We start from the raw sequence: 24079 nt of genomic DNA, 5'->3' as shown, positions 1-24079 counted from the left end.
TCGGACGGCGCCGACTCGCCCCGAAGGATGGACTGGACGCGAGCGACCAGCTCCTCCGCCGGTGGGCAAGGCTTCTGCGTCGCCACCTGCTCAACCATTTGCGCGAGCCGGTCATGGCAGGCGAACAAGAGGTCGTTCATGGCGTCGCTGGCTTCCAGCTGGCCCTCTGCAACCTTTTCGAACAGGTCTTCGAGAACGTGGGTCAGGTCGCCAATGGCCTCAACGCCAGCCATCCGGGCGCCACCCTTGAGCGTGTGGACATCCCGTTGCAGTTCCGCGGCAATGCTCCGGTCCGACGGGTCTTCGGTCCAGGTGTGCAGGGCGCTGCCGGTAGAGTTGATCAGGTCGTAGGCTTCTTCCAGGAAAATGCCGACCAGCTCCGGATCCAGGTGCGAGAGATCGGCAACACCGTCTTCCACCTCGCCGGTTTCCGCGGTTTCTGAATCGGAATCGACGGGTTCCTCGACTTCCGGGAGCGGGGCCTGCTCTTCGTCGTTGAAATCCGGTTCTGCTTCTTCTTCAGGGCTCGCAACATTGGTGACCGGGCGTGTTCCGGTGGCGCTGTCGATGTACGCCTGGATTTCGCCAATCAGATCCGGCGCAGGGCGCGGTGGCTCCTTGGCTTCAAGGTTCTCGACCATGCCCGCAAGCCGATCGTGGCAGCGGAACAGCAGATCTGAGAGCTCATCATTGATCGATAGCCGCTGCTCGGTCAGTCCCTCAAACAGGTTTTCCAACTCGTGGGAAAGATCGCCTACGGCAGGAATGTCGGCCAGGCGTGCACCACCCTTAAGGGTATGCAGATCCCGCTGCAGCAACCGAAGGATATCCAGGTTTCCGGTATTTTCGCTCCAGCTCTGCAGCGCTTCGGCGGTGCTGTCGATGAGGTCGCGGGCCTCTTCCAGGAAGATCTCCGCAAGCTCTTCGTCCATGTCATCATCGGATTCGGACATTTCCGGCAGCGGCGGTTGTTCGGCCGCCGCTGGTTCTTCATTTGCCGGTACTTCGGTTTCATCCATCTCAAAGCTGAGATCGATTTCCTCGAGTTCACCGGTGAATTCCTGCTCGAAGGCGTCGGGCTCCTGGATTTCTGTGCTCGGAGCCCGTTTCAGGTTTTCGAGCGCGGTAACCATGTCGTCGCTGGATTCCGTGGCAAGCCCGGCAGCCACCTGATCCATCATGTTGATTAGCTGTTCGTGAGCTGCCCGAACGGTCTCGAAAAAGGTTTCGTCCGGCGCTTCATCGTGTCTGGCGGCTTCGTCGTAGGTGTCTTTCAACGCGCTTGAGAGCGCGGCAACGTCGCTGAGCCCGGCTTCTGAGGCGCCGGAGGTCAACTGCTCCAGCTCGGAACGCAACGGGTTCAACGACTCCATCTCGCCGGGATTGTCCGCCCAGTGGTCGAGAATCCGGTCAGCATCCAGAACGATGTCGAGGCCTTCGTTCAGGAACAACTGAACCAGCCGTGACGGTGCCTGCTGCGGATGCTGGCGCGGAGCTTCCTCGCTGTGGCCGCGGAGTGTCTCTTCCGTCAGTTGGTCCAGCTTCTCGAGGAAGGCTTCGGTGCCCGGCAGCGAGGCCTGTGGATTTTCACGGATCTGGGCCAGGCCCTGGGTCAGGAAATCGCAGGCGGATTCGATCAGCGAGAGCACGTCGCGGTTGGCCCGCTTGTTCTGTGCCCGGGATTCCTTGACGAAGCGTTCCAGTGGTGTGATTACAGCAGCAATGGGTGCGATGCCGGCGGTATGGGCGCTGCCTTTGAGTGTATGCAGGGCCCGGGAAAGATCATCGGTGTAGGTAACCGTGGTCTTGTCTCCGGCTGCTGACAGGAAATCCTTCAGCGTCTGCAGATGGGTCTCGGTTTCACTTTCAAAAATATCCAGCAATACCGGGTCGACCGCATCCTCTTCAGTCGTCTCGATCTCTGCGCCTGCAGCGGTGATCTCATCTTCCGCTACGGTTTCGGAGCCGTCCGATTCGGCCGCCGGCATCATGCTGGCATCGGGAATCTCACCGCTGGCCAGGGCGTTGGCGCGGGCTTCGAGGTTGGCGGTATCGAAGGAAGCCGCACGGCGCTTCTCGAAATCGTCGACCAGGGCCGGCAGGCTGGCAGTGACATCCTCCAGAAGACTGGCGATGTCATCGTTCATGAAGATGCTGCCGTCGATAACGCGGTTCAGCATGTTTTCCACGGACCAGGCCAATTCGCCAACAACCAGCGCGCCGACCATACGGCCACTGCCTTTCAGCGTGTGGAAGGCACGGCGAACTTCTGACAGAGCGCTGCGGTCATCGTGCTGGCGCAAAAGCATTGGCAGGTATTCGCGAATGGTGTCCAGCACCTCACCGGCTTCTTCGACGAATATTTCAAGTATTTCATCGTCAATCAGGTCATCGTCATCGGCGGACTCATCCGACACGGCCTCAACGGTGGCTTCTTCAACGATGGATTCCGGGGTTTCCTGCTCTTCTTCTCCCGAGTCGGCGACGGTGTCTTCGACCTCGGGAATGTCCTGCGCCGTCACGGCATCGTCGTCGGTGCGACGGGTGGTTGCCATGGCCTCGGCCCGGTTGATGAGCTCCTCCACGTCGCCTGCGGTCTGGCCGTCCTTGAATTCACGGATCAGTGACGGAATGCGGGCATTGACCTCGTCCACCAGGGTGAACATGTCTTCGGTGGGGCGAATGGTCTGATCGATCACCCGATTCAGCAGGTTTTCCACAGACCATGCCAGCTCGCCGATACTGGTCGCGCCCACAAGTCGTCCGCTGCCCTTGAGCGTATGGAAAGCACGACGAACTTCGGTCAGAGCCTCACGGTCGTCGTGATTCTGGCGCAGACGGGGATAGAATTCATGAATGGTCTCGAGAACCTCTTCGGCTTCCTCAACGAAAATGCCAAGAATTTCGTCGTCCAGGAGCTCCGAATCCGAGCTTTTGGCCTCTTCCGGGGCGGTCGAAACGCTGGCTTCGTCCTGCTCGTAAGACGGTTCAGCGACGGTCTCTTCATGGGCCGTGGTTTCAGTCCAGGTGGGCTCAGCCCCGACCGGGAAGCCGAGGGAAGCGAGACTGTCCTCGGCCACCCGCAGAATCGAATCGTTTTCACCAATCCCCTCAGCGAGGCGCTCCAGGTAATACTCGATGCTGGTAACCGCATCGGCCAGGATGTCGAGCTGCTTCCAGTCAGGAACCTGCTTGCCGTCCAGCAGCACATCGCTGATGTAGCGCTCTGCCGAGGCCAGCATGCTTGCAACCCGGTCCAGCGGAATCAGGCTGAGGCCGCCGCGAATGCTGTGCAGCAGGCCGGGGACATGCTCGATTTCCCGGGTATCCCATTGCGAGGCAATGAAATTGACGATGGCGGATTTCACCTGCTCCAGAGTGTTCCGTGATTCTCGCAGCAACGCGCCGCTGGCCTCGCCCAGTTCCCGGGAGCCAAGGTTAATCGGTGTATCGGAGGTTTCGTCAGCGGACGACTCCTGCTGACCTTCGCTGTCCAGGCCGGCGAGACTGGCTTCGACGTAAAGCAGTGCGCCGGCGATATCCATCAGCGTGCCATCGTCAACCAGCTCGGCCTGGGCGCTGAGTTTCTCAACCAGTTCGACCTGCTCGGTGATCACTTTCCGCGGTATGCCCAGACCCAGTACAGCCAGGGTATTGGCCACCTGGCGCAGACCCGGCAACAGGTCGTCAAGCTCACTGTTCTGGCGGAGCTCTGAGCGGACAAACAGATCCAGCTGATCCTTCAGTTTCGCCAGCTCTTCATTGAGCGCGCCGACAACGGAATGGATGGCGTCCCGGCCGGGGCCGGAGACACGGGTTCGGGCGGCATCAACATCGTCTTCTGACGGCAGTGCCTGGTTCAACTGGTAGGCATCCCGCAGGGCACTGACCTGGGGTGAATCCAGATCCCGCGCACGGGCAACGTAGTAGAGCAGGTGTTTGAGCAGCGCTTCCGGTGCCGGTTGCTGAAGGATATCGGCGTGCTCATCGGTCAGTCGGCGTATTTCACTGTCCAGCTCCCTGAGCAGGGATTTCACCGCGGCATTCACCGGGTTTACGTGTGCCTGAAGTGTTTCCACGAACGCACTGGCCGCTTTCCAGAGCTCGCCCCGGGGCGTTTTCTGGCATAAACGGACCAACCGTTGAATAACCTTCTGCATGTACTCGAAATGGGCATCGAGATCCGCTTCCCGGATAACACCGGCCAGCGCAAACTGGTACATCTGACGCAGCTTGCGGATGTGGCCCAGGACTGTGGGGTCCTGCAGGCGCTGGGAGACCTTGCCGGTCACGCTGATTCGCGAGGGGGCCAGGTCCGGTTTGAACAACGAGGTATCAGACAGCAGGGATTCGCCACGGGCGGCCCGGAGGTCGTTAAGCAGTGGCAGCAGCACCATCGGGAAATCGTCCTGGCTGCTGGCCAGATGCTCGAGGTACTGGGGCAACTGCAGGATGGCCTGCATCAGGACTTCAACGGCTTCGTCGGTATTGGCAACGGTTTCGTTGAGTACGGCCTGGGTGAGCTTTTCCATCTCCTCGGTGAGCAGGGCTGCACCGTAGAGCTCGACCATTTGCAGGGTGCCATGTACCTGATGGAGATAATTCAGGCAGAAGCGCAGGCGCGCGGTGTCGTCACGATTCTCGACATACGCTTCCAGTGCATGCTGACCCTGGGTCAGCGTGTCCTGTATCTCTCCCCGAACCCAGTCGAGGGCGATGCTGTCATGGTGATTGCCCATAACCACTCCGGTTATTCTTCGTCAGTCTGGCGTTTGATCCACGCCAGCACATGTTCCGAGGGGACTCTCTGTAACCCTGGAGGCTGCCAGTCGGTCAGCTCTCCCTGGCCCAGTACCAGCAACCCCCCGGGCGCCAGCCGCTCTGCAAGTCGCTTGACAATTTCCCGCCGGCGCCAGCGACGGAAATAAATCAGCAGATTCTGGCAGAAGATAATGTTCATCCCGTGCATGGGTGCTTTATCCAGGTCCAGAACATTCAGTCTGGTAAAGCACACCCTGTCGCGGATGCTGTTCACGATTTCTACGGTGTTCCGCTCGGCCGGGCGGAAATACCGTGCTTTCATTTCCTCGTCCATTCCCAGCAGTTTGCGGGGATTGAACTGACCGTTCCGGGCCTTCTCGATCACCGGCTTGCTGATATCAGAGCCGGTGACACCGAACAGAGGCTGCAATGCCAGTTGCTCCATGCATTCATTCAGCACCATGGCCAGGGTGTAGGGCTCTTCCCCGGTGGAACATCCGACACTCCAGGCCTCCAGGGGGCGCTTTTTCAGCTGTTCCCGCGGCCGTGTCAGGACATAGTCGGATACCAGCCGGAAAGCGTCGGGATCCCGGAAGAACCGGGTTTCCTGGACAGTGAGCCGGTCCACCAGCGTTGACCATTCCCTGATTGCATCCGGCCCGGATACGATCTTTTCGTAATAGGCCTGATAGCTGCTGCAGCCGATTTCCCGCATCCGGATGCCAAGGTTCGTTTCCAGAAACGAACGGCGCTCGGAAGACAGGGTGATCCCGGTTCGGTGTTCCAGCAGGGTTTGCCACTGGCTGAACTGCGCCTCGTCCATATCCGGGAGTCGACGCAGTGACCAGATGCCCTCGGCAGGTGACAGGTTGTTATGCATTTGCGCCATAAACCGTCAACAGCCCTGGAACGGAAATCAGCCCACCACCGGAACGTCGCTGTCTTCCTCTTCCTCGTAATCCGCCGCTTCTTCTTCCGGCAGAGTAAAGCCGGCAACGGAGGACCGAAGCTCGGACGCCATTTCTGCCAGGTTACCGATAGACTTCGCAGTCGCGTTGGTACCGGAAGACGTCTGGGACGTGATTTCCTGGATAACGTTCATGGTGTTGGAAATGTGCGCCGCCGACGAAGACTGCTGACGTGCAGCGTTGGAGATGTTCTGGATCAGTTCCGCCAGAGACATGGATACGTTCTCGATTTCCTCGAGGGCGATACCCGCGTCCTGGGCCAGACGGGCACCACGGACCACCTCGGCGGTGGTGTGTTCCATGGAGATAACGGCTTCGTTGGTATCCGACTGGATCGTCTTAACCAGCGCTTCAATCTGCTTGGTCGCTGCAGAGGAGCGTTCCGCCAGTCGCTGTACTTCGTCCGCAACAACCGCGAAGCCCCGGCCAGCGTCACCGGCCATGGAGGCCTGGATCGCCGCGTTCAGGGACAGGATGTTGGTCTGGTCGGCGATGTCGTTGATCAGGGATACGATGTCACCGATTTCCTGGGAAGATTCACCCAGACGCTTGATCCGTTTGGAGGTTTCCTGGATCTGCTCACGGATGTTGTCCATGCCGCGGATGGTGTTCTGTACCACTTCCGCGCCTTTCTTCGCGATCGCAACCGACCGCTCCGCAACCGCGGAGGACTCGGCAGCGTTCGAGGATACCTGGTCGATGGACACGGCCATCTCGTTCACCGCGGCGGAGGCGCCGGCGATTTCCTGGGCCTGGTGCTCGGAAGCATCGGCAAGATGCATCGCAGTGGCCTGGGTTTCCTGAGCCGCTGACGCTACTCGTACGGCAGTACCACGAATCGCCTGTACCAGTCCGCGCATCTGGTCGATCGCGTAGTTGATGGAGTCGGCGATGGCACCGGTGAAGTCCTCGGTTACCGTGGCCTCGGTGGTCAAGTCACCATCAGCCAGGTCGGCCAGTTCGTCCAGCAGTCGCAGGATCGCGTTCTGGTTCTGCTCGTTCTGCTCTTGCGTAGTAGCCAGTCGGGCCTGGGCTTCGCGGTAAAGGGCCAGACCGATAAACACAACAATGGCAACCATGGCGGCCAGGATCGCGAAGGCCAGGGTAGGGCTGACCAGACGTGAGCCGGACTGGGTCCGGAAGTTCTCGGCCAGTACAGACAGTTCGGAAAGCAGGATCTCGGAATTCTGGAAGATGTCGCTGGCAGCAGTACGAACCTTGAAGAGGTCGGGAGAAGCTTCAAGGATTGCGTCTACGTTCTGGGAAACGAACTGGAACAGTTCATCGACAGCTTCAAGGCCGTAGATGGCGTCTTCGTCATTTACCTGAGAGATCCCCATGGCCGGGTTGCCGTTCAGCTGGCCTTCGAGCACTCGGCCGAACAAGCTTGCGTCACGACCGAAACGGTCTGCGGCAATAACCGCGTCTTCGTCACCGGAGAGTACGTTATTAACCGAGCGAACAATCCGCTCCGCCAGGAGTGACTGACGCTGCGCCAATGCGATCTGTTCGGCGGGTGCGTCGTTGTCGAGCAGGATCTGTACGATATCGTCGTACTCAACCTGCAGCTGCGGAATGGTTTCGTTCAGAGTCCGGGCAACCTCGTGGAGACCGAGCACCGCATCCTGGGTGGAGAGGATGCTGTCGGCGTTTTCCCGCACGGTGTTCCAGTTTTCCTGAACGCCACTCTGCTGGGCCAGTTCACTCGGCGGCAGACCGGTTTCCGGGTTACCCTCGGTTACGTTGGTCCAGAGCTGCTGGAATTCGTCACGGGAGCGGCGCAGCTGGTTGAAGGCCTCGGCGGTACCGCCGGCAGCCTCGGTCGCGTTCTTCGCAATCTCCTGAGAGAGCACTCTCAGTTCGGCGGTGTTGGCGATGTATTCCTGATCGTTCTGGCTGTCTGCATTGATAACGAACAGCACCACAACGAGCAGGATAGTGAGTGCGATCAGCGCGGCGATCAGGCCGGCAACCAGCTTGTTGCCTCCCTGTCCCATACTGAGTCTTCCGGCTCTGTTCTTCATTTTCTGGCTCCCGGCCTCTTCAAGAAATTGGCAAGTTTGTTTTTTCGGGTTTCAGGCGGTCAGGGTGATGTTCCTGCCATTGTCACCACCCTTACCACTGTGCGACGTCAAGAAATCGTTCGTCCTCGAGCAGATCGACGGCCGAAAACACTTTCCAGACTTCTTCGTTGCGTTCATAACCGCCTGAGACAAACGGTCGAACGTTTTCAGGCACGCCCTCGGGCGAATCCTTGAAACTGTCAGTTGCGAAATACTGCATGCCCAGCACACTATCGACTACCAGCCCGCTGAAAATGTCACCCTGCTCTACCACCAGCACGCGCCGTTCCCGCTGGCTACGGGAAGAGCGGGGAATATCGAAAAAGCCGGCAAGATCAACCAGGGGCAGGAGGCGGCCGCGAACATTGGCCGCGCCAAGCAAAAACGGGCGAACCCCCGGTATATGGGTAAACCGGGGGACGTGGAGGATTTCAGTGACTTCGCCCATGGGGGCAACGTACCGTTCGCCTGCGAGAACGAAGCCGATGCCGTTCCACAGTTCAACGGCTTGCTGTTGTTCCGGCAGGCCGGCAGCCAGCGACCGGCTGCGCGCGGCGATATCCGTCAGAACGGCAAAAGGGGCGGCCTGGGCGGACATGCTTACTCCACGGTTGGGGATCAGGCAATCAGACTGTTGATTGTTTTGATCAGGTCGTCTTCGTTAACCGGCTTGACCAGGTAACCCTTGGCGCCCTGTCGGGTGCCCCAAACTCGGTCAGTTTCCTGGTCCTTGGTGGTTACGATGACGACCGGGATGGATGCGGTTTCCGGGGCGCGGGTCAGTTGGCGGGTTGCCTGAAAGCCGTTCAGGCCCGGCATAACCACATCCATCAGAACCAGGTCCGGGGTCTCTGCACGAGCTTTGGCAACGCCGTCTGCGCCGTTGTCAGCTGTAAGCACCTCGTGCTTATGCTTTTCCAGGATCGTGGAGATTTTCTTAACCTCGGTAGGGGAATCGTCAACAATAAGAATGCGGGCCATGGTTTCCTCGATGGTTCTTGGGGGCAGCAGGTTTACTGTTCCGCCTGTGGAACATACTGGCGGATGGTATTGAGCAGCTCATCCTTACTGAACGGTTTGGTCAGATACTGGTCCGAGCCGACGATGCGGCCCTTGGCCTTGTCGAACAGACCGTCCTTGCTGGAGAGCATGATAACCGGCGTCTTTTTGAAGGAGGAATTGTTCTTGATAAGTGCGCAGGTCTGGTAGCCGTCCAGGCGGGGCATCATGATATCCACAAAAATGATGTCCGGCTGGGAATCGGCAATCTTGGCAAGAGCGTCAAAGCCGTCAGTCGCGGTGATGACCTCACAGCCGACCTTTTTCAGAAGGGTTTCTGCGGTGCGACGTATGGTTTTACTGTCGTCGATCACCATGATCTTCAAGTTCTCGAAGTTGTCATCCATTGTCCAACTGCCTTGCGCTCAGCGACTGTCGTTATTTTAAAACGGGGGTTTTAACACAAACCTTAAGGTTCTTCTATAAACCCCGCTCATTTATAGATTATCAATGGCCGGATAAAAAGTATTAGTTTGTGACCAAATGTACTACTGCCCGCAACGTCACGTAACTGACTGAGGATTTCTCCGGATGCATTTGCAGTTCGGGTACAATACCATCTGATTTCAAAGCATAGCACTTAATGTCTGGTCCGCTCTGCAGACCGGTTCGTGTTTTTAACCCTCAGGAGTGCAGGAACGCCCATGACCGTCAGACTCGGGATCGTGATGGATCCGATTGAAGATATCCACTTCAAGAAAGACAGCTCACTGGCCATGTTGCTGGCTGCCCAGAAACGCGGTTGGGAAATCGAGTACATGGAGCTCCCCGACCTGTACCTGGACGGTGGCCGTGCCATGGCGCACACCCGTGACCTGACGGTCCACATGGACCCCGAGAACTGGTACAGCTTTGGTCCGAGCCAGGACCGGGCGCTGGGCGATCTGGATGTCATCCTTATGCGCAAGGATCCGCCGGTGGACCGGGAGTTCCTGATGGCCACCTATATACTGGAATCGGCCGAGCAGCAGGGCGCGCTGGTGGTCAATCCGGCGTCCACCCTTCGCGACTGTAACGAGAAGCTGTTTGCCACCCAGTTCGAGGACCTGACACCACCGCTACTGGTCAGCCGTTCGGCAAGCCGGTTCCGCGAGTTCTATGCCAAACACGGCGACGTCATCATGAAACCGGTCGACGGCATGGGCGGGCATTCGATCTTCCGTATCCGGGAAAACGATTTCAATCTCGGTGTCATCATCGAAACCCTCACCAACTATGGCACCCATCAGGCCATGGCCCAGAAGTACATCCCGGAAATCAGCGATGGTGACAAGCGTATCCTGCTGATCGACGGTGAGCCGGTACCCTATTCCCTTGCGAGAATACCCTCCCACGGCGAGAATCGGGGCAACCTTGCCGCTGGCGGCCGGGGTGAAGGTCGCGAGCTGACCGCCCGGGATCGGGAAATCTGCGAACGCGTTGCACCGGTGATTAAAGAGAAAGGGCTCATTTTTGTCGGCCTGGATGTGATCGGCGACTATCTTACCGAAATCAATGTCACCAGCCCGACCTGTATCCGGGAACTCGATGCGGCCTTCGGGATCGATATTGGCGGCCTCTTGATGGAGGCGATTGCAAAACGCCTGGATCAGGCATAATCCGGTGTTGGCAACCGGGCAGGTTTAACGACAGGATCCGTATCAGGAATGGCAGTTCAGGTAAGCGACTTCGACCGGTTTTCCTTCACCCTCTTTATGGCGCTGGCGGTGCACGCCATTGTGGTGCTGGGAATTACCTTTGCGCCCGAACCGCCCCGTTCCTCGGCCCAGACCATGGAAATCACCCTGTCCCAGTTTGACGACGAGGACGCCCCGGAGAAAGCGGACTTTCTGGCCCAGACCAGCCAGAAGGGCAGCGGTACCCAGGAAGAGGTTCGGGAAATGACCACGCCTCAACCGGCAGAAGTCAGCCAGCCTGAGGTGGCTCAGGTTCAGCCCGAGCCGCAGGCCCAGACCGAACCCCAGCCGCGTCAGGAAAAACAGGTGGTGCAGACCGAGAGTGCGTCCGCTCAGAAGGTTCAACAGCCTGAGGAGCGTACCAGGCCGGAAGAGGAGCCTCTGCCGGTGCGGGAGAAACAGAGCCTGATGGAGCGCAGCCTCGAGATTGCCAGCCTGGAAGCCCGATTCGATGCCCAGCAGCAGGCCTATGCCCGCAAACCCAGGGTGATGCGGGTAACCGCCGCCTCTACGCTCAAGTCCACCAACGCCTGGTACGTTCAGAACTGGGTGAGCAAGGTAACGCGGGTGGGGAATATCAACTACCCGACCGAGGCGCGCAATGCCGGAATCTATGGCACACTGCGAATGCTGGTGTCACTCAAGAAAGACGGCACCATTAAAGAGGTGGTGATCCTGCAGTCTTCCGGCAGCACCGTCCTGGATGATGCTGCCATCCGTATAGTCAGGATGGCCTCACCTTTTGCACCATTTCCGGACGAAATGCGGAAAGAGGTGGATGAACTCGAAATCATACGTACCTGGTCCTTCCAGCGTCGGGGGCTGACATCCGGATGACAGCATCAAAACACTCTCCCCATAGCTTGCGCCACCAGTTCCTGGTGGCATCGCCCTATCTCGCTGATCCCCGTTTCCATGGCGGCGTGATCTACATTTGCGAGCATTCTGACGACGGTGCCCTGGGGTTAATGATCAATCAGCCGCTGGACATCCACCTTGGTGAAATTCTGGAACAACTGGACCTGCCAGGCGGCGAGCTGGATCTGCCGGTATTCAGCGGTGGTCCGGTGCAGCCGGAACGCGGCTTTGTGCTGCATCCCCCAGGCACCAGCTGGCAGAACACGGCGAAGGTCACCGACGATGTTCTACTGACCACATCCCGCGATGTATTGGCAGGCATTGGTCGTGGCGAAGGTCCCGACGAGTACCTGGTGGCATTGGGCTATTCCGGCTGGAGCGAAGGGCAACTGGAAGAGGAACTGGGCAGCAACGCCTGGCTCACCTGTCCGGCCAACACCGACATCCTGTTCCGTACTCCCTGGGAAGAGCGCTACAAGGCGGTGCTGCAGCTGATCGGCATTGATCTCAATCAGCTCAGCGAATCGGTCGGTCATGCCTGAACCGGCCAGCCGTCGCGTCATGGCGTTCGATTTTGGCACCCGCCGTATTGGCGTAGCGGTCGGTCAGGAGTTGCTTGGATCCGGCCAACCGGTGGCTCTGATTCCTGCCCGAGACGGTATCCCCGATTGGCAACAGATTGAGTCCCTGCTCGAGGAGTGGCGTCCGGACCTGGTCGTGGTCGGTTTGCCCCTCAACATGGACGACACCGAAAACGATATGTGTGCCCGGGCGCGCAAGTTCGGCAAGCGCCTCCACGGCCGTTACCATGTGCCGGTTGAAATGGTGGACGAGCGCCTGACCAGTTTTGAGGCCAAGGGCGATGTAATGGCAGCCGGTGGCAATCGCGACTTTGGCCGCCATGGGGTGGATGACCGGGCGGCGGTTCTGATTCTGGAAACCTGGTTTGGCCTGCAGGGCAACCTTGCCGGTGAATGACAGTAAGGATAGTCCCCGGCTTTTAATAACAGTGAGGCATTAATGACCGCATTGCTTGATATCGACCAGTTACTGGATCAGATGGAAACCGGATTGCGCCAGGTTCTTGAGCAACGGGGCGCTGAATCCCCAGTGCTCATTGGTATCCGTACCGGTGGGGTCTGGCTGGCGGATGTGCTTAGTAAGCGTCTTGATATTGAAGAGCCGTTCGGGGAACTGGATATTTCCTTTTATCGTGATGACTTCAGCCGCATCGGGCTGAACCCCAGGGTCAAGCCTTCCAGTCTGCCCTTTGATACCGAAGGACGGGACATCATCCTGATTGACGATGTCATCATGAGTGGCCGCACCATTCGCGCCGCCATGAATGAGATCTTCGATTATGGCCGTCCAGCCAGTATCATACTGGCCACCCTGATTGACCTCGGTGCCCGGGAACTGCCCATCCAGCCGGATGTGGCTGGCAAGACAATGGCGTTGGAATCCCATCAACGCGTCAAACTGCGTGGCCCCGACCCGCTCCGTATCGAGCTTCAGGAAGCCGGACAATAAACCTCCGAATCGGATAACAGGCGACCCATGACCGCGAACGACTCTTCCCCGCACCACTTGCAGCTGACCCGGGATGGTCAGTTGCGGCATTTCCTCACTCTCGACGGTCTGGATCGGGCGCTGCTGACCGACATCCTGGACACGGCGGACTCCTTTATCGAGGTCGGTGAGCGAACCATCAAGAAAGTGCCACTGCTTCGCGGGCGAACCGTGGTAAACCTGTTTTTCGAGTCCAGCACCCGAACCCGCAGTACCTTTGAGCTGGCGGCCAAGCGCCTCTCTGCGGATGTGCTCAACCTGGATATCAGCACCTCGGCCACCTCCAAGGGCGAATCCCTGTCTGACACGCTGCTGAACCTGGAAGCCATGGCCAGCGACATGTTTGTGGTCCGGCACTCCCAGAGTGGTGCGCCGCATTTTATCGCCGAGAGCGTGACGCCCGGCGTCGCCATCATCAACGCCGGTGATGGTCGCCACGCTCACCCGACGCAGGCCATGCTGGATATGCTGACGATTCGCCAGCACAAGGGGCGTTTCGAGGGCCTCAAAGTCGCTATCGTTGGCGACGTGCTGCACTCCCGAGTGGCCCGCTCCCAGATCCGGGCTCTCAACGAGCTGGGTGCGGAGGAAGTTCGCGTCATTGCCCCGGGAACCCTGCTTCCCAAAGACGTGGAAAGCCTCGGCTGCACGGTGGAATACGACATGACCCGCGGGATGAAGGATCTGGATGTGGTCATCATGCTGCGACTGCAGAAAGAGCGGATGGAAGGCGCATTGTTGCCCAGCGAGCGCGAGTTCTACCGGCTCTACGGCCTGAACCAGCAAAAACTGGCGTTGGCCCATCCGGAATGCATCGTTATGCACCCGGGGCCGATCAATCGGGGCGTTGAAATCGAATCGGCGGTTGCCGACGGACCACAGTCGGTCATTCTGAACCAGGTGACCAACGGCATCGCCATCCGGATGGCGGTCATGTCCATGGCCATGGGTGGCCAGGTTTCAGAACGGCAGCAGAAATTGAGTGAGAGGGGCCAGGCATGAGCAGTGTCAACACATCCGGAACCAGCCTGAAGATTACCGGAGGCCGACTGTTCGATGGTCAGGGCCCGGAGCAGCAGAATACCGCGCTGCTGATCCGGGATGGCCGTATTGCCGCGATGGGCGAAGCTGCCGCCCGGGCACAGGCCGACGAGACAATCAGTGCAGAGAACGCTGTCATAACGCCGGGGTTTGTCGATCTTTGCTGTAACCTCCGTGAGCCGGGCAATGGTCAGAAAGGCAATATTGCCTCGGAAACTCTCGCAGCGGCTCATGGCGGTTTCACGACGGTCTGCGCTTCGCCGGAAACCTCGCCGGTGAACGATTCCAGTGCCGTCACCCACCTGATCCGGGACGGCGCCGCCAGCCGGTCGCCGATCCGGGTGTTGCCCATTGGTGCCATCACCCGGGGTCTGGAGGGTGATTTGCTCAGCGACATGGCGGGCCTGGCCTCGGCGGGTTGTGTCGCTGTGGGTAATGGCTCCCGGGGCGTGCGCAACGCCCGCATCTTGCGCCGCTGCATGGCCTACGCCCAGACCTTTGGTTTGACGGTAATGTTCAGTCCCGAGAACCAGGCCCTGGCTGCCGACGGCTACGCCCACGATGGCCTGGTAACATCTCGCCTGGGCCTGCTCGGTATTCCGGAAGTGGCGGAAACCGCTGCGGTGATGGAAATGCTGTTGCTGGCGGAGGAGACCGGGGTACGGTTGCATCTGAGCCAGCTCTCCTGTGGTCGCAGTGTTGAAATGCTGGCTGAAGCCCGCCGCCGCGGCATTGCGGTAACCGCCGATGTGGCCATGCACCAGCTTGTGTTCACCGAGGAGGCCCTGGCCGGTTTCGACAGCCGCTTCCATGTTCGGCCTCCTCTGCGCGGCGAGGGTGATCGGAAGGGGTTGATAGCCGGTGTTCGGGACGGCGTGATTGATGCCATTGTCAGTCAGCATCAACCTCACGATACCGCCGCCAAGCAGGCGCCCATGGCAGCCACCGAGCCGGGACTGTCGAGCATTGAGAGTGTGCTGTCGCTGGGGCTGGAACTGGTGGAGATGAATGAGCTGGCACTGCCTGATCTGATTCGCGCGCTGACCAACGGTCCGGCTTCCGCGCTGGGCAGAACAGCCCGCCTTGCCGAGGGTGAAATCGCTGATGTCTGTGTGTTTGATCCTGATGCCTTCTGGACACCGAACTCGAAAACACTGGTTTCAGCCGGTCGCCATGCGCCGGTGACCGATCGCGAACTGCCGGGTGTCGTCCGGCTCACTCTCAGTGAGGGTCGAAAGGCCTGGCCAAAGCCGGCAATCTGAATCCGGCTCAGGCGACAAAGTGCGGCAGGGGTTGCGGAACCTCTGTCGACACCATCACAGAATCCTCCCTTTTTGCTGAAAAACCCTTGATGGCAGGCACCTGTGCCAACGTATTCTTGTAGCCGTCGCCCTATGGTCGACCAAGGAAAGCGTGGCCTGACCGGTTCATTTTCACAGACCGGCGCCCGACAATAATAATCAGGAGTCATCCCGTGAAATCAGCAAACCTCCCCCAGCGGGTAGCTTTGGCAACTGCCCTCTGTGCCAGTCTGGTATTCCCCTCGATGGGGCAGGCACAGGCGCAGGCGCAGAACGAGCCTCTGGAACGCAGCTTTTGCGTTTTTGACCCGGTTGGTGCCAATGGTCCCCTGTTTGCCATCACCAAAACCTTCCAGCCGGTTGCCCTGAAAAACGGCATCAAGCTGGACCTTCGCGCCTACACCGATGAGAAGGTGGCCGCCGAGGACTTCAAGGCGGGCCAGTGCGACGCCGTGCTGCTTACTGGCACCCGGGCCCGGGAATTCAACAAGTTCACGGGCAGCCTTGAAGCCATGGGCGCAGTGCCCGGCGAAGAGGAAATGCGGCTGCTGTACAACACCCTCAGCCAGCCCAAAGCCCGGCCGTTCCTGATTGATGGTCCCTACGAGGTTGCCGGTGTATTCCCCGGGGGCGCCATTTACCTCCACACCCGGGACCGCAACATCGATTCTGTTGAGAAACTGCAGGGCAAACGGATTGCAACCCTCGATTACGATCAGGCATCCGTGCGGATGGTTCGCCATGTGGGGGCATCTGTGGTGGGGTCCAATTCCGCCAACTTTGCCGGCAAGTTCAACAACGGTAGCGTGGACCTGGCCTATGCTCCGGCCGTCGCCTACACACCACTGGAACTTTACAAGGGCGTTCAGCCCAACGGTGCGGTGGTCAAATATGCCCTCGGGTATATGAATTTCCAGGTAATCATCCACCGTGACCGGTTCCCGGATTCCGCCGGCCAGATGGTGCGTGACCAGGCCATCAAACGCATAGACGAGGCCTACGAGATTATTGCCCAGGCAGAGGCTGAAATTCCGGAAGACGTCTGGATGCAGCTGCCCCAGGAAGACACCGCTGAATACGACAAGATGCTGCGCAAGGTGCGTCTCTCGTTGCTGGAGGACGGTGTATACGATGAGCGGGCTATCAAGTTGATGAAAGCGATTCGGTGCCGGGTAGATGCCACTCGCTCTGAGTGTGCTTCCGTCGCCGGAACCTGAACCAGGGGTAAAGCAGGCCCGCAGCTGCGGGCCTGTGCCTGACTAGCGGATTTCGTCTTTGAGCGCCTTGCCGGCCTTGAAGCCTACGGTTTTGCTGGCAGGGATGCGAATGGTCTCGCCGGTTTGCGGGTTTCGTCCATCACGCGCTTCGCGGCTGCGGATGTTGAAAGTGCCAAAGCCGATCAGGGTGACATCCTCGCCACGGGAGGCGGCGGCCGATACCTGGTCGGTAAATGCGGTAATCACTTCGCTGGCCTTTTCCCGGGTCAGCCCGGTGCGGTCGGCAATGGCCGCGGCGAGTTCAGGTTTGCGCATCGGATACTCCTTTTATTGTATTTCTGCGGGTTCGGTCTGTACTGGCCGGAATCACAACGACTCTCGGTTGCTCCAATCTATAGCGGCTCGCGGCCCATTGTGCAAACCAAGGGGTGGCATAGGTGTGTGTAAATTGGCGTCATTTGCGGCATCGGTCGCATAAAAACGGGGCCTCCTGCGCCACAATGCGTGCCTGGTTACAGACTGTAACAAACCGGTTTCTCCGCCAGAGTCCGGGCCGTGCGATTGCAGCAGGGCTGCATCAGAACAAAAAACGCAAAAGGTGAAGAAGGTATGACCCATTTCCGGAATCCCTCCCGCAAGTCGCCGTTTTCCGCGCGTCGAGTGCGTAACCTTGTGGCGGCTTTCACGGCCAGTTTGGTCCTTGGCGGCTGCAGCGCGGTGAATCACGTGATGTACAAGACCACCGGGGATGTGATGCAGGGCTTCTCCAGGGATCACACGGTGCCTTTTCTGATGGAAAGCAACGATCTGGCCATGGGGTGCGCCATGAGCGAGGCGACTGCGCCACTGCTGATGTCCTTCGGCCGCGTTACCAATGAGCCGGACCAGTTGGCGGTGATGCTCTACCTCAGTGCCGGCGGCTGCGCCGAAGAAGAGGCCAGGGAGCACGAGCTGGCCGCACTTGCCGCCCTGAATGCCATGAACGGCAATGAGGCCGAGGATGCCATGATCCAGCAGAAGCGCGCACATAGCGTTGCTGCCCGGCGCTATTACAAGGCCTGGCAGCACCACAATGCCCATTACGGCAATCCTGCCGATGGCGAATGCCCGGATTTTGATGACGACATGGACGAGTTCATCTACATGGCGGGTCTTCTTTCCGGCCTCCAGGCGCTTAATGCCCAGATTCAGTCCACCTCGTCCATTGGCGTACCGGCGAACGTTGGCTCCATTGCCGCCCGGGCCACAAGCTGCCTCGATAATGAAAAATGGTGGGGTGCGCCCATGGCATTGCGGGCAACGGTGTGGGCGATGATTCCGGGTGCCCAGCCCGAGGGTGAGAACGCGTTTGAACGGCTGGCCATCGCCGACGATCAGGGCGAGGTTGCGGGTGTGCGTTTGCCCCACGTGTTCCACGCCATCGCGGCCCTGAACAAGGGAGACGAAGCCATGGTCCGTTCGGTGATCCGGGATCATGCCGAATCGATCGAGACTACGCCGGCCAATGAGCAGTGGCGGTTCGTGGACGCCATGGCCACCGATATGATCGTCGCGGTTTCTGACCGTCTCTGGGTTGAGAACACCGGGCACCGTACACCCATGGGGCAGCTGGGCAGCTTCTGGGATGACCAGGCGGAAGCCGTTGAAACCATGGATCTGGACGATCTGCTGTAACCACTCCCTATCCAGAGTAATCAGTTATGTCGAAGGGCGGTTTTCATCGTAGCGGGCTGGAGTGGTTTTCATCGCTGCCCGCCTGTCTGTTATTGCTTGCAGTGGTCATTTTCTCCACGAGCAGCGACATCCACAACCAGATGCTTCGGGGCGGTGAACAGCTCTGGAGTGGCTATTACAAGTTGCGGATGGATCCGGTTCAGCCCACCTGCGACCCGACTCGGGATATCGACGCGGCGGTTGCTGAAGAAATGGCGGCGGATGCCGAGACGGATGACCCGATGGCCGCGTTGCTGGGGGCCGAGGAAAAAGACCCGGCTGACGTCCGGCTTGCCATCGAACGAGCGGTTGCTGACTGCCGCGAGGCCCACCAGAATTTCGAAAATCTCAGTGAACAGCTGACACCAGGGGTGAAAGCCTATCGGGCCATCGAACTTTTTATTGCTGACCTGATCGCCTTTGGCCTGGAGTCACAGCGTTTCATCCTCGTGATCCTTGTCATGCTGTGCGCGGTCACGGCGACCCTCACTCGTCATCATATCGCCATGCGTGCCATGGAAACCCGGCTGGATTACACGGTCTCCCATACTCTTCAAACCATCGCCAATGCCATGCTGCTGGGGTCGAGCGCAATCTTTCGCCAGTCCAGCCTTGGTTCAGACACGGCGGTCTCGTCCGAAGAGTTGTTGCTGCACAATTTCTGGATTATCGGTTTCGCCTGCCTCACGTTGGCCAGCCTCTACCGGCTGTTCCGGGTGCCTGATGATCTTGAGGAGGGCGGCAGCCTGAACAAGGCCTTCCTGGCCGTTCCGCTCTATACCGTGATGTGTCTGATCTCCGGCACCTATTTTGCGCTGATCGGACACGCGTCGGGGATTGGTATCTATCTCGGAAAGATGATGGAGCTGTCCGACATGTTCCTGAATGTCGGTCTGTATGTGTGGGTGGGCATGATGCTCAAGCAGACCCGCCTGGCCACCCTGGTGTTCAATGTCTTCCGGCCCTGGCGCATGCCACCGGAAATGCTGGCGGTTGTAGCGGTTCTGGTGGCGGCCGTGCCAACGGCCTACACCGGCGCTTCCGGCATTTTCGTGATCGCGGCCGGCGCAGTGATATACAGTGAGCTGCGTGCCGCCGGTGCCCGGCGGCATCTGGCCCTGGCGGCGACCGCTATGTCCGGTTCCCTGGGCGTGGTTTTGCGCCCCTGCCTGCTGGTGGTTGTCATTGCTTACCTGAACCGGGAAGTCACCACTGATGAGCTGTTTGGCTGGGGCATCTGGGTGTTCGTGCTGACCGCCACCATGTTCGCGATCGTGGCCCTCAGTGTGAACCGACAGAGTGAATTCAACCTGGCGCCCTCTGCTGAAGCCTTCCCGGCCATGACGCAGGCGCTCAAACCCCTGATTCCCTACGTTCTGGTCATCGCTGCCGTGGTGCTGTTTTACCGGCTGGCGCTGGACGTGAGCATGGATGAATTCTCGGCGCCAAGGCTGCTGCCGGTGATCATGCTGGCAATCCTTGTGTACGAGCATGTCAGCCTGAAAAACCGGTCAGGAAAAGCCTCGGGAGAGATCAATCATCAGGGCCTGGAGCGAAGTCTCCGCGGCGCCACAAACGATACGACGGCGGAAATTGGCGCGCTGCTGCTGTTGCTGGGGCTGTCGGTCAGCATCGGTGGTGTGATCGAGCGGGCCCACCTGATGGAGGCTTTCCCGCAGTCGTTCGACAGTGCCTGGTCGGCCATGCTGCTGATGGTGGTAATCCTGGTGATCCTGGGCATGATCATGGACGCATTCGGTGCCGTGATCCTGGTGACCGCCACGGTTGCCACGATTGCCTATTCCAGCGGAATTCATCCGATCCATTTCTGGATGGTGACCCTGGTGGCATTTGAACTCGGCTACCTGAGCCCGCCGGTAGCCCTGAACCATCTGCTGACCCGGCAGGTGGTTGGAGAGGCGGAAGTGCTGGCGGCGCAACAGGAAACGGGGACTTTTTATCAGCGCCATGAGCGTATCATTATGCCGCTGATTGCCATGGGGATTTCGCTGGTTCTGGTGGCCTTTGTGCCGCTTATTTTCTACGCCTGATTACAGGATATGGGGCGTCCGCTAGCGGTTGCCCCACATCTTCGACACCGCGTCATCCGAGCCCAACGTCCCGACCACCAAGGACACGCCACCAATACCGAAGAAAACAAGCACGGGAATCAAGGCGCCTGCCTTACCGGTGTAAACGAGCATAGCCGTTGACACCGTCGCCAGAACGAGGAACAGGACGCCCACCACATTCAGCACGGTGCGGTGCGAATCTTTGTAGCTGGGCCCAACCTTTCCAGATTCCAGTGGTTTGAGAATAAACGAAAAAAGCTGGCGTAGACGCTGTTTCATGAAGCCATTTCCTAGAGTGTGTTGGGCTATCATACAAAAAAAGCGCCGTGCTTTCGCAGGGCGCTTTCCTTACTTGCCGTAATCGACTCAGCTCAGCTTCGGACCGGCCTCGACGATCGAATCTGCCACGTCGAACTTCTTGAAGTTCTCGACGAACTGGGCGATCAGTTCCTGGGCCTTGCCATCGTAGTAGTCCGGGCTTACCCATGTGTTGCGCGGGTTCAGCAGCTCGGTGTCCACGCCCGGAACATGCTTGGGCACGTCCAGGTTCAGGGTTGGCAGGTGTTCGGTTTCCACGTCGTCCAGGTCGCCATTCTGGATTGAGGCGATGATGGCACGGGTGGTCGGAATGCTGAATCGCTGGCCTTCACCGTAAGGACCGCCGGTCCAGCCGGTGTTGACCAGGAAGACCTTGCTGCCAAACTCGTCCATCCGCTTCATCAGAAGCTCGGCGTAAACGCCGGCCGGACGGGGGAAGAAGGGCGCACCGAAGCAGGTTGAGAAGGTGGACTTCAGCTTCGAGGAGGAACCCATCTCGGTGGAGCCAACCAGAGCGGTATAGCCACTCAGGAAGTGGTAAGCGGCGCCTTCGCGGCTCAGGATGGACACGGGCGGCAGGACGCCGGTCATGTCGCAGGTCAGGAACACGATGTGAGATGGCTCACCGGCGCGGTTCTCGATCACGCGCTTTTCAACGTGCTCAAGCGGGTAGGCGCAGCGGGAATTTTCGGTGAGGGATACGTCGGTGTAATCCGGCTCACGGGTCTCAGGGTCGATGGTCACGTTCTCGACAATGGCACCGAAACGGATGGCGTCCCAGATGATCGGTTCATTTTTCCGGGTCAGGTCGATGCACTTCGCGTAGCAACCGCCTTCGATGTTGAATACGGTGCCCGGGCCCCAACCGTGCTCGTCGTCACCGATGAGGAAGCGGTGCGGATCGGCGGAGAGGGTAGTCTTGCCAGTGCCGGACAGACCGAAGAACAGGCAGGTTTCGCCGTCTTCACCGACGTTGGCCGAGCAGTGCATGGGCAGAACGTCTTTCTCCGGCAGCAGGAAATTCTGCACGGAGAACATGGCCTTTTTCATCTCGCCGGCGTAGTGCATGCCAGCCAGCAGAACCTTGCGCTTGGCAAAGTTGATCATCACGCAGCCGTTGCTGTTGGTGCCATCGCGCTCGGGATCGCACTCGAAGTTGGCGGCGTTCAGGATCTGCCATTCCTGCTTGTCGGCCGGGTTATAGCTGTCCGGACGGATAAACAGGTTGCGGCCGAACAGATTCTGCCAGGCGGTCTCGGTCGTCATTTTAACTGGCAGGTAGTGTTCCGGGTCGGAACCAACATGAACGTGAGACACGAACTGGTCTTTCTCGGCGATGTAGGCTTCAACACGATCCCAGAGGGCGTCGAATTTTTCAGCGTCGAAAGGACGGTTGATCGGACCCCAGTGGATATCGTCCGAGGTGCTGGGCTCCTCGACAATATAACGGTCCTTGGGAGACCGGCCCGTGCGCTCACCGGTTTTTACGACCAGGGAACCGTTGGATGCCAGCTGGCCTTCTTCACGCGCCAGTGCCACCTCAACCAGTCGTGCTGTACTCAGATCACTATAAGTGTTGCTCACTTCGACCTCGCCCTCGGGATGTCTTAGTGATTGCTCAGGCCGCTTCCTAAAATTGACGGAAATCTGAGCAATCGGGTCAATTCAGGCGCGCTATTATGCCAGAGACGCCGGTAAAAAACGACTGCCCGGGAAGCCTTGCTATCAGCGGGTTCCCGGCTAATCGAACGTGTTTCTAGTGTAGCGTATGACCGGTGAAAAGATGATCAATATCATTTCTATCGAAGCGATAGTGAGCATGACAGAACTGGCAGTCCATTTCGATAGAGCCCTCTTCCTCGAGGATGCTGTAACACTCCTCGCGGCCGATGGCTTCCAGGGCACCGAGGGTACGCTCCCGTGAGCAGCTGCACTGGAAGGCGACCGGTTCGGAGTCAAACAGGCGTACGGTCTCCTCATGGAACAGGCGGTGAAGCAGGGTTTCGCTGTCCAGCTCCAGTAATTCGGAGGCTTCCACGGTTCGGGCCAGATGGTTTACCCGGTCCCAGAGGTCTTCATCCTCCTCTGTGGCGCCCGGCAGGCGCTGTAGCATCAAGCCGGCGGCGCCGTTTTCGTCGGCAAACAGGAACAGGCTGGTGGGAATCTGCTCCGAGCGATCAAAGTATTCCTCAAGGCAGCCGGCGAGTGTCTCCTGATCCCGGGGTACAACGCCCTGATAACGGTTGCCGCGGTTGGGCGTGATGGTAATAGCCATCCGACCCTCGCCGAGCAGATCGTGGAAGCTGTCTTCGCTGACCGCATGCTCATCAAAGCGGGCCAGGCCGCGGATGTGTCTGTCGTGGCTGCACTCGGCCATTAATGTGCGCAGAGGCCCTTCCCCCTGGGCCTGTACCGACAATGTACCCTCAAACTTCAGGGTGCTGCTCATCAGGATGCTCGCCACCAGTGCTTCTCCGAGGAGTTCCCGGACCGTGTCCGGGTAGGGCGCCTGGCTGCCGATTTCCTGATAGCTGTCCGCTAGCTGAACCCAGGCTCCCCGCACCTGGCTGTGTTCAAAGATAAAGCGCTGGAACTGGTCGCGGGCTGCCATGTTGTGTCTCCTGAATGCTGAATGCCGGTCGTTGCACGTTTGACTGAGGGCGGGGATGTAATAAAGGGTTCAGAGGCCGTTCTGTTCGCGAAAGCGCTGAATGTCCCTTCGGTCTTTCTTTGAGGGGCGTCTGGCCGGAGGAAGCTGCGCTGCCTGCATGGTTTTACGCTGCCAGGCCATTTCCTCGCGTTTCTTAACGCTGTCTTCGGTTTCGTGGTAGAGCTTCTGGGCTTCGGGTGCACCACGGCGCCGGTCGCTGATGTCATCAACAATAATGATTTTTTCCTGCCAGCCCAGGCGCAACGTCAGCTTTGCGCCGGCTTCCACCAGCCTGCCGGGTTTGCATCTCTGGCTGTTGTAGTGGACCTTGCCACCCTCGATCGCTTCCTTGGCCAGGGAGCGGGTCTTGTAGAATCGGGCGGCCCAGAGCCATTTATCGAGTCTTACACGTTGGTCGTCAGCGGTTGATGCCGTCATGTCTCCTCACCTGATGGGCTAGTAGGCCAATTATAACCCTGTCATCGGCCGGATGGCAGGGGCGACCGCTGGCGAAGCGCGGGGAGAATTTCATCGAAGTGATGAATACAGGGTATTTCCGGGTGCTGTTCCCGGGCTTCCTGCTGGCTGTCCGGCGCCAATACGGCCAGACATTGGGCAATGCCGGCCGCCAGTGCACTTTCCAGCACCGGAAAACTGTCGTCGACCATCAGGGTGCTTTCGGCCTGGTAAGGCGTTACTCGCTGGAGGTCCTGCCAGAACGAGGGATCTTCCTTGGGCTTGCCCAACTGGTGGCTGGAAACAATGGCATCCACCCGTGTATCAAGGCCGGTTCGTTTTAGCTTCAGGGCCAGG

The 24079-nt window shown here is 59.1% G+C and carries 22 protein-coding genes; 10 read left to right on the top strand and 12 right to left on the bottom strand.

Annotation, left to right across the window (positions count from 1 at the left end):
• The 6 genes from B2W52_RS02820 to pilG form a co-directional block, all read right to left on the bottom strand.
• A partial coding sequence (locus B2W52_RS02820) for an Hpt domain-containing protein (protein WP_286801148.1) occupies positions 1 to 4739 on the bottom strand: 4739 nt, incomplete at its 3' end.
• Between the two features lie 11 nt (positions 4740 to 4750).
• The gene (locus B2W52_RS02815; RefSeq protein ID WP_039881965.1) at positions 4751 to 5650 is read right to left on the bottom strand and encodes a CheR family methyltransferase; all 900 of its coding nucleotides are present in this window, start codon (positions 5648 to 5650) and stop codon (positions 4751 to 4753) included.
• A gap of 27 nt (positions 5651 to 5677) precedes the next feature.
• Complete coding sequence (locus B2W52_RS02810; protein WP_273070353.1) at positions 5678 to 7753, bottom strand: methyl-accepting chemotaxis protein; 2076 nt, start codon at positions 7751 to 7753, stop codon at positions 5678 to 5680.
• Positions 7754 to 7844: 91 nt separating this feature from the next.
• A complete protein-coding gene (locus B2W52_RS02805) occupies positions 7845 to 8390 on the bottom strand; it encodes a chemotaxis protein CheW (protein WP_008172777.1) in 546 nt (181 codons plus the stop codon).
• A 20-nt stretch (positions 8391 to 8410) separates the two neighbouring features.
• The gene (gene pilH / locus B2W52_RS02800) at positions 8411 to 8773 is read right to left on the bottom strand and encodes a twitching motility response regulator PilH (protein ID WP_011787171.1); all 363 of its coding nucleotides are present in this window, start codon (positions 8771 to 8773) and stop codon (positions 8411 to 8413) included.
• A 32-nt stretch (positions 8774 to 8805) separates the two neighbouring features.
• Entirely contained in the window at positions 8806 to 9198 is a 393-nt protein-coding gene (pilG, locus tag B2W52_RS02795) for a twitching motility response regulator PilG (RefSeq protein ID WP_008175635.1), read from the bottom strand.
• Positions 9199 to 9495: 297 nt separating this feature from the next.
• Between pilG and gshB the strand changes: the two genes are divergently transcribed.
• From gshB to B2W52_RS02755, 8 genes are all read left to right on the top strand, one after another.
• A complete protein-coding gene (gene gshB, locus B2W52_RS02790; RefSeq protein WP_008175638.1) occupies positions 9496 to 10449 on the top strand; it encodes a glutathione synthase in 954 nt (317 codons plus the stop codon).
• A gap of 48 nt (positions 10450 to 10497) precedes the next feature.
• The gene (locus B2W52_RS02785) at positions 10498 to 11364 is read left to right on the top strand and encodes an energy transducer TonB (RefSeq protein WP_273068826.1); all 867 of its coding nucleotides are present in this window, start codon (positions 10498 to 10500) and stop codon (positions 11362 to 11364) included.
• Complete coding sequence (locus B2W52_RS02780) at positions 11361 to 11927, top strand: YqgE/AlgH family protein (protein WP_039882120.1); 567 nt, start codon at positions 11361 to 11363, stop codon at positions 11925 to 11927. The genes B2W52_RS02785 and B2W52_RS02780 overlap by 4 nt, the downstream gene beginning before the upstream one ends.
• Entirely contained in the window at positions 11920 to 12363 is a 444-nt protein-coding gene (gene ruvX / locus B2W52_RS02775) for a Holliday junction resolvase RuvX (protein WP_286801144.1), read from the top strand. Before B2W52_RS02780 ends, ruvX begins: the two co-directional genes overlap by 8 nt.
• Before the next feature lie 42 nt (positions 12364 to 12405).
• On the top strand, positions 12406 to 12915 hold the full coding sequence (gene pyrR / locus B2W52_RS02770) for a bifunctional pyr operon transcriptional regulator/uracil phosphoribosyltransferase PyrR (RefSeq protein ID WP_286801143.1): 510 nt from the start codon (positions 12406 to 12408) through the stop codon (positions 12913 to 12915).
• A 27-nt stretch (positions 12916 to 12942) separates the two neighbouring features.
• Positions 12943 to 13956 (top strand): aspartate carbamoyltransferase catalytic subunit, encoded by a 1014-nt coding sequence (locus B2W52_RS02765; RefSeq protein WP_008175649.1) that lies wholly within the window; start codon positions 12943 to 12945, stop codon positions 13954 to 13956.
• Positions 13953 to 15257, top strand: coding sequence for a dihydroorotase (locus B2W52_RS02760; RefSeq protein ID WP_008175650.1), 1305 nt, complete (start codon positions 13953 to 13955; stop codon positions 15255 to 15257). Before B2W52_RS02765 ends, B2W52_RS02760 begins: the two co-directional genes overlap by 4 nt.
• A gap of 284 nt (positions 15258 to 15541) precedes the next feature.
• Positions 15542 to 16513, top strand: coding sequence for a putative solute-binding protein (locus B2W52_RS02755; RefSeq protein WP_273068832.1), 972 nt, complete (start codon positions 15542 to 15544; stop codon positions 16511 to 16513).
• A 42-nt stretch (positions 16514 to 16555) separates the two neighbouring features.
• Here the strand turns inward: B2W52_RS02755 and B2W52_RS02750 are convergent, their stop codons facing one another.
• Complete coding sequence (locus tag B2W52_RS02750; protein ID WP_008175654.1) at positions 16556 to 16828, bottom strand: HU family DNA-binding protein; 273 nt, start codon at positions 16826 to 16828, stop codon at positions 16556 to 16558.
• 294 nt (positions 16829 to 17122) lie between these two features.
• On the opposite strand from B2W52_RS02750, the gene B2W52_RS02745 reads away from it, so the two are divergent.
• Positions 17123 to 18187: a hypothetical protein gene (locus tag B2W52_RS02745; RefSeq protein ID WP_008175657.1), complete on the top strand. Its 1065-nt coding sequence runs from the start codon at positions 17123 to 17125 to the stop codon at positions 18185 to 18187.
• A gap of 26 nt (positions 18188 to 18213) precedes the next feature.
• Positions 18214 to 20277 carry a TRAP transporter large permease subunit gene (locus B2W52_RS02740; RefSeq protein ID WP_008175659.1) on the top strand — a complete coding sequence of 688 codons (2064 nt, stop codon included), beginning with the start codon at positions 18214 to 18216 and terminating at the stop codon, positions 20275 to 20277.
• Positions 20278 to 20298: 21 nt separating this feature from the next.
• Here B2W52_RS02740 and B2W52_RS02735 read toward each other — a convergent pair whose 3' ends face one another.
• From B2W52_RS02735 to B2W52_RS02715, 5 genes are all read right to left on the bottom strand, one after another.
• Positions 20299 to 20577, bottom strand: coding sequence for a hypothetical protein (locus tag B2W52_RS02735; RefSeq protein WP_008175661.1), 279 nt, complete (start codon positions 20575 to 20577; stop codon positions 20299 to 20301).
• 87 nt (positions 20578 to 20664) lie between these two features.
• The gene (locus tag B2W52_RS02730) at positions 20665 to 22200 is read right to left on the bottom strand and encodes a phosphoenolpyruvate carboxykinase (RefSeq protein ID WP_008175663.1); all 1536 of its coding nucleotides are present in this window, start codon (positions 22198 to 22200) and stop codon (positions 20665 to 20667) included.
• Positions 22201 to 22372: 172 nt separating this feature from the next.
• Positions 22373 to 23227, bottom strand: coding sequence for an Hsp33 family molecular chaperone HslO (hslO, locus tag B2W52_RS02725; RefSeq protein ID WP_008175666.1), 855 nt, complete (start codon positions 23225 to 23227; stop codon positions 22373 to 22375).
• Between the two features lie 69 nt (positions 23228 to 23296).
• On the bottom strand, positions 23297 to 23704 hold the full coding sequence (gene hslR, locus B2W52_RS02720) for a ribosome-associated heat shock protein Hsp15 (RefSeq protein ID WP_008175667.1): 408 nt from the start codon (positions 23702 to 23704) through the stop codon (positions 23297 to 23299).
• 41 nt (positions 23705 to 23745) lie between these two features.
• Positions 23746 to 24079: HAD-IA family hydrolase (locus tag B2W52_RS02715; protein ID WP_286801141.1), on the bottom strand; the 334-nt coding region annotated here is incomplete at its 5' end.

Origin of the sequence: Marinobacter sp. UBA2498 (genome assembly GCF_002341575.1) — a bacterium.
GTDB lineage: Bacteria > Pseudomonadota > Gammaproteobacteria > Pseudomonadales > Oleiphilaceae > Marinobacter > Marinobacter manganoxydans.
The sequence above is the reverse complement of the archived record's forward strand: the minus strand, read 5'-3'. Positions and strand labels throughout refer to the sequence as shown.

Coding starts and splice junctions, on each gene's coding strand:
- B2W52_RS02815 (WP_039881965.1), bottom strand. CDS start 5,650: ATGGCGCAAATGCATAACAACCTGTCACCTGCCGAGGGCATCTGGTCA.
- B2W52_RS02810 (WP_273070353.1), bottom strand. CDS start 7,753: ATGAAGAACAGAGCCGGAAGACTCAGTATGGGACAGGGAGGCAACAAG.
- B2W52_RS02805 (WP_008172777.1), bottom strand. CDS start 8,390: ATGTCCGCCCAGGCCGCCCCTTTTGCCGTTCTGACGGATATCGCCGCG.
- pilH (WP_011787171.1), bottom strand. CDS start 8,773: ATGGCCCGCATTCTTATTGTTGACGATTCCCCTACCGAGGTTAAGAAA.
- pilG (WP_008175635.1), bottom strand. CDS start 9,198: ATGGATGACAACTTCGAGAACTTGAAGATCATGGTGATCGACGACAGT.
- gshB (WP_008175638.1), top strand. CDS start 9,496: ATGACCGTCAGACTCGGGATCGTGATGGATCCGATTGAAGATATCCAC.
- B2W52_RS02785 (WP_273068826.1), top strand. CDS start 10,498: ATGGCAGTTCAGGTAAGCGACTTCGACCGGTTTTCCTTCACCCTCTTT.
- B2W52_RS02780 (WP_039882120.1), top strand. CDS start 11,361: ATGACAGCATCAAAACACTCTCCCCATAGCTTGCGCCACCAGTTCCTG.
- ruvX (WP_286801144.1), top strand. CDS start 11,920: ATGCCTGAACCGGCCAGCCGTCGCGTCATGGCGTTCGATTTTGGCACC.
- pyrR (WP_286801143.1), top strand. CDS start 12,406: ATGACCGCATTGCTTGATATCGACCAGTTACTGGATCAGATGGAAACC.
- B2W52_RS02765 (WP_008175649.1), top strand. CDS start 12,943: ATGACCGCGAACGACTCTTCCCCGCACCACTTGCAGCTGACCCGGGAT.
- B2W52_RS02760 (WP_008175650.1), top strand. CDS start 13,953: ATGAGCAGTGTCAACACATCCGGAACCAGCCTGAAGATTACCGGAGGC.
- B2W52_RS02755 (WP_273068832.1), top strand. CDS start 15,542: ATGGGGCAGGCACAGGCGCAGGCGCAGAACGAGCCTCTGGAACGCAGC.
- B2W52_RS02750 (WP_008175654.1), bottom strand. CDS start 16,828: ATGCGCAAACCTGAACTCGCCGCGGCCATTGCCGACCGCACCGGGCTG.
- B2W52_RS02745 (WP_008175657.1), top strand. CDS start 17,123: ATGACCCATTTCCGGAATCCCTCCCGCAAGTCGCCGTTTTCCGCGCGT.
- B2W52_RS02740 (WP_008175659.1), top strand. CDS start 18,214: ATGTCGAAGGGCGGTTTTCATCGTAGCGGGCTGGAGTGGTTTTCATCG.
- B2W52_RS02735 (WP_008175661.1), bottom strand. CDS start 20,577: ATGAAACAGCGTCTACGCCAGCTTTTTTCGTTTATTCTCAAACCACTG.
- hslO (WP_008175666.1), bottom strand. CDS start 23,227: ATGGCAGCCCGCGACCAGTTCCAGCGCTTTATCTTTGAACACAGCCAG.
- hslR (WP_008175667.1), bottom strand. CDS start 23,704: ATGACGGCATCAACCGCTGACGACCAACGTGTAAGACTCGATAAATGG.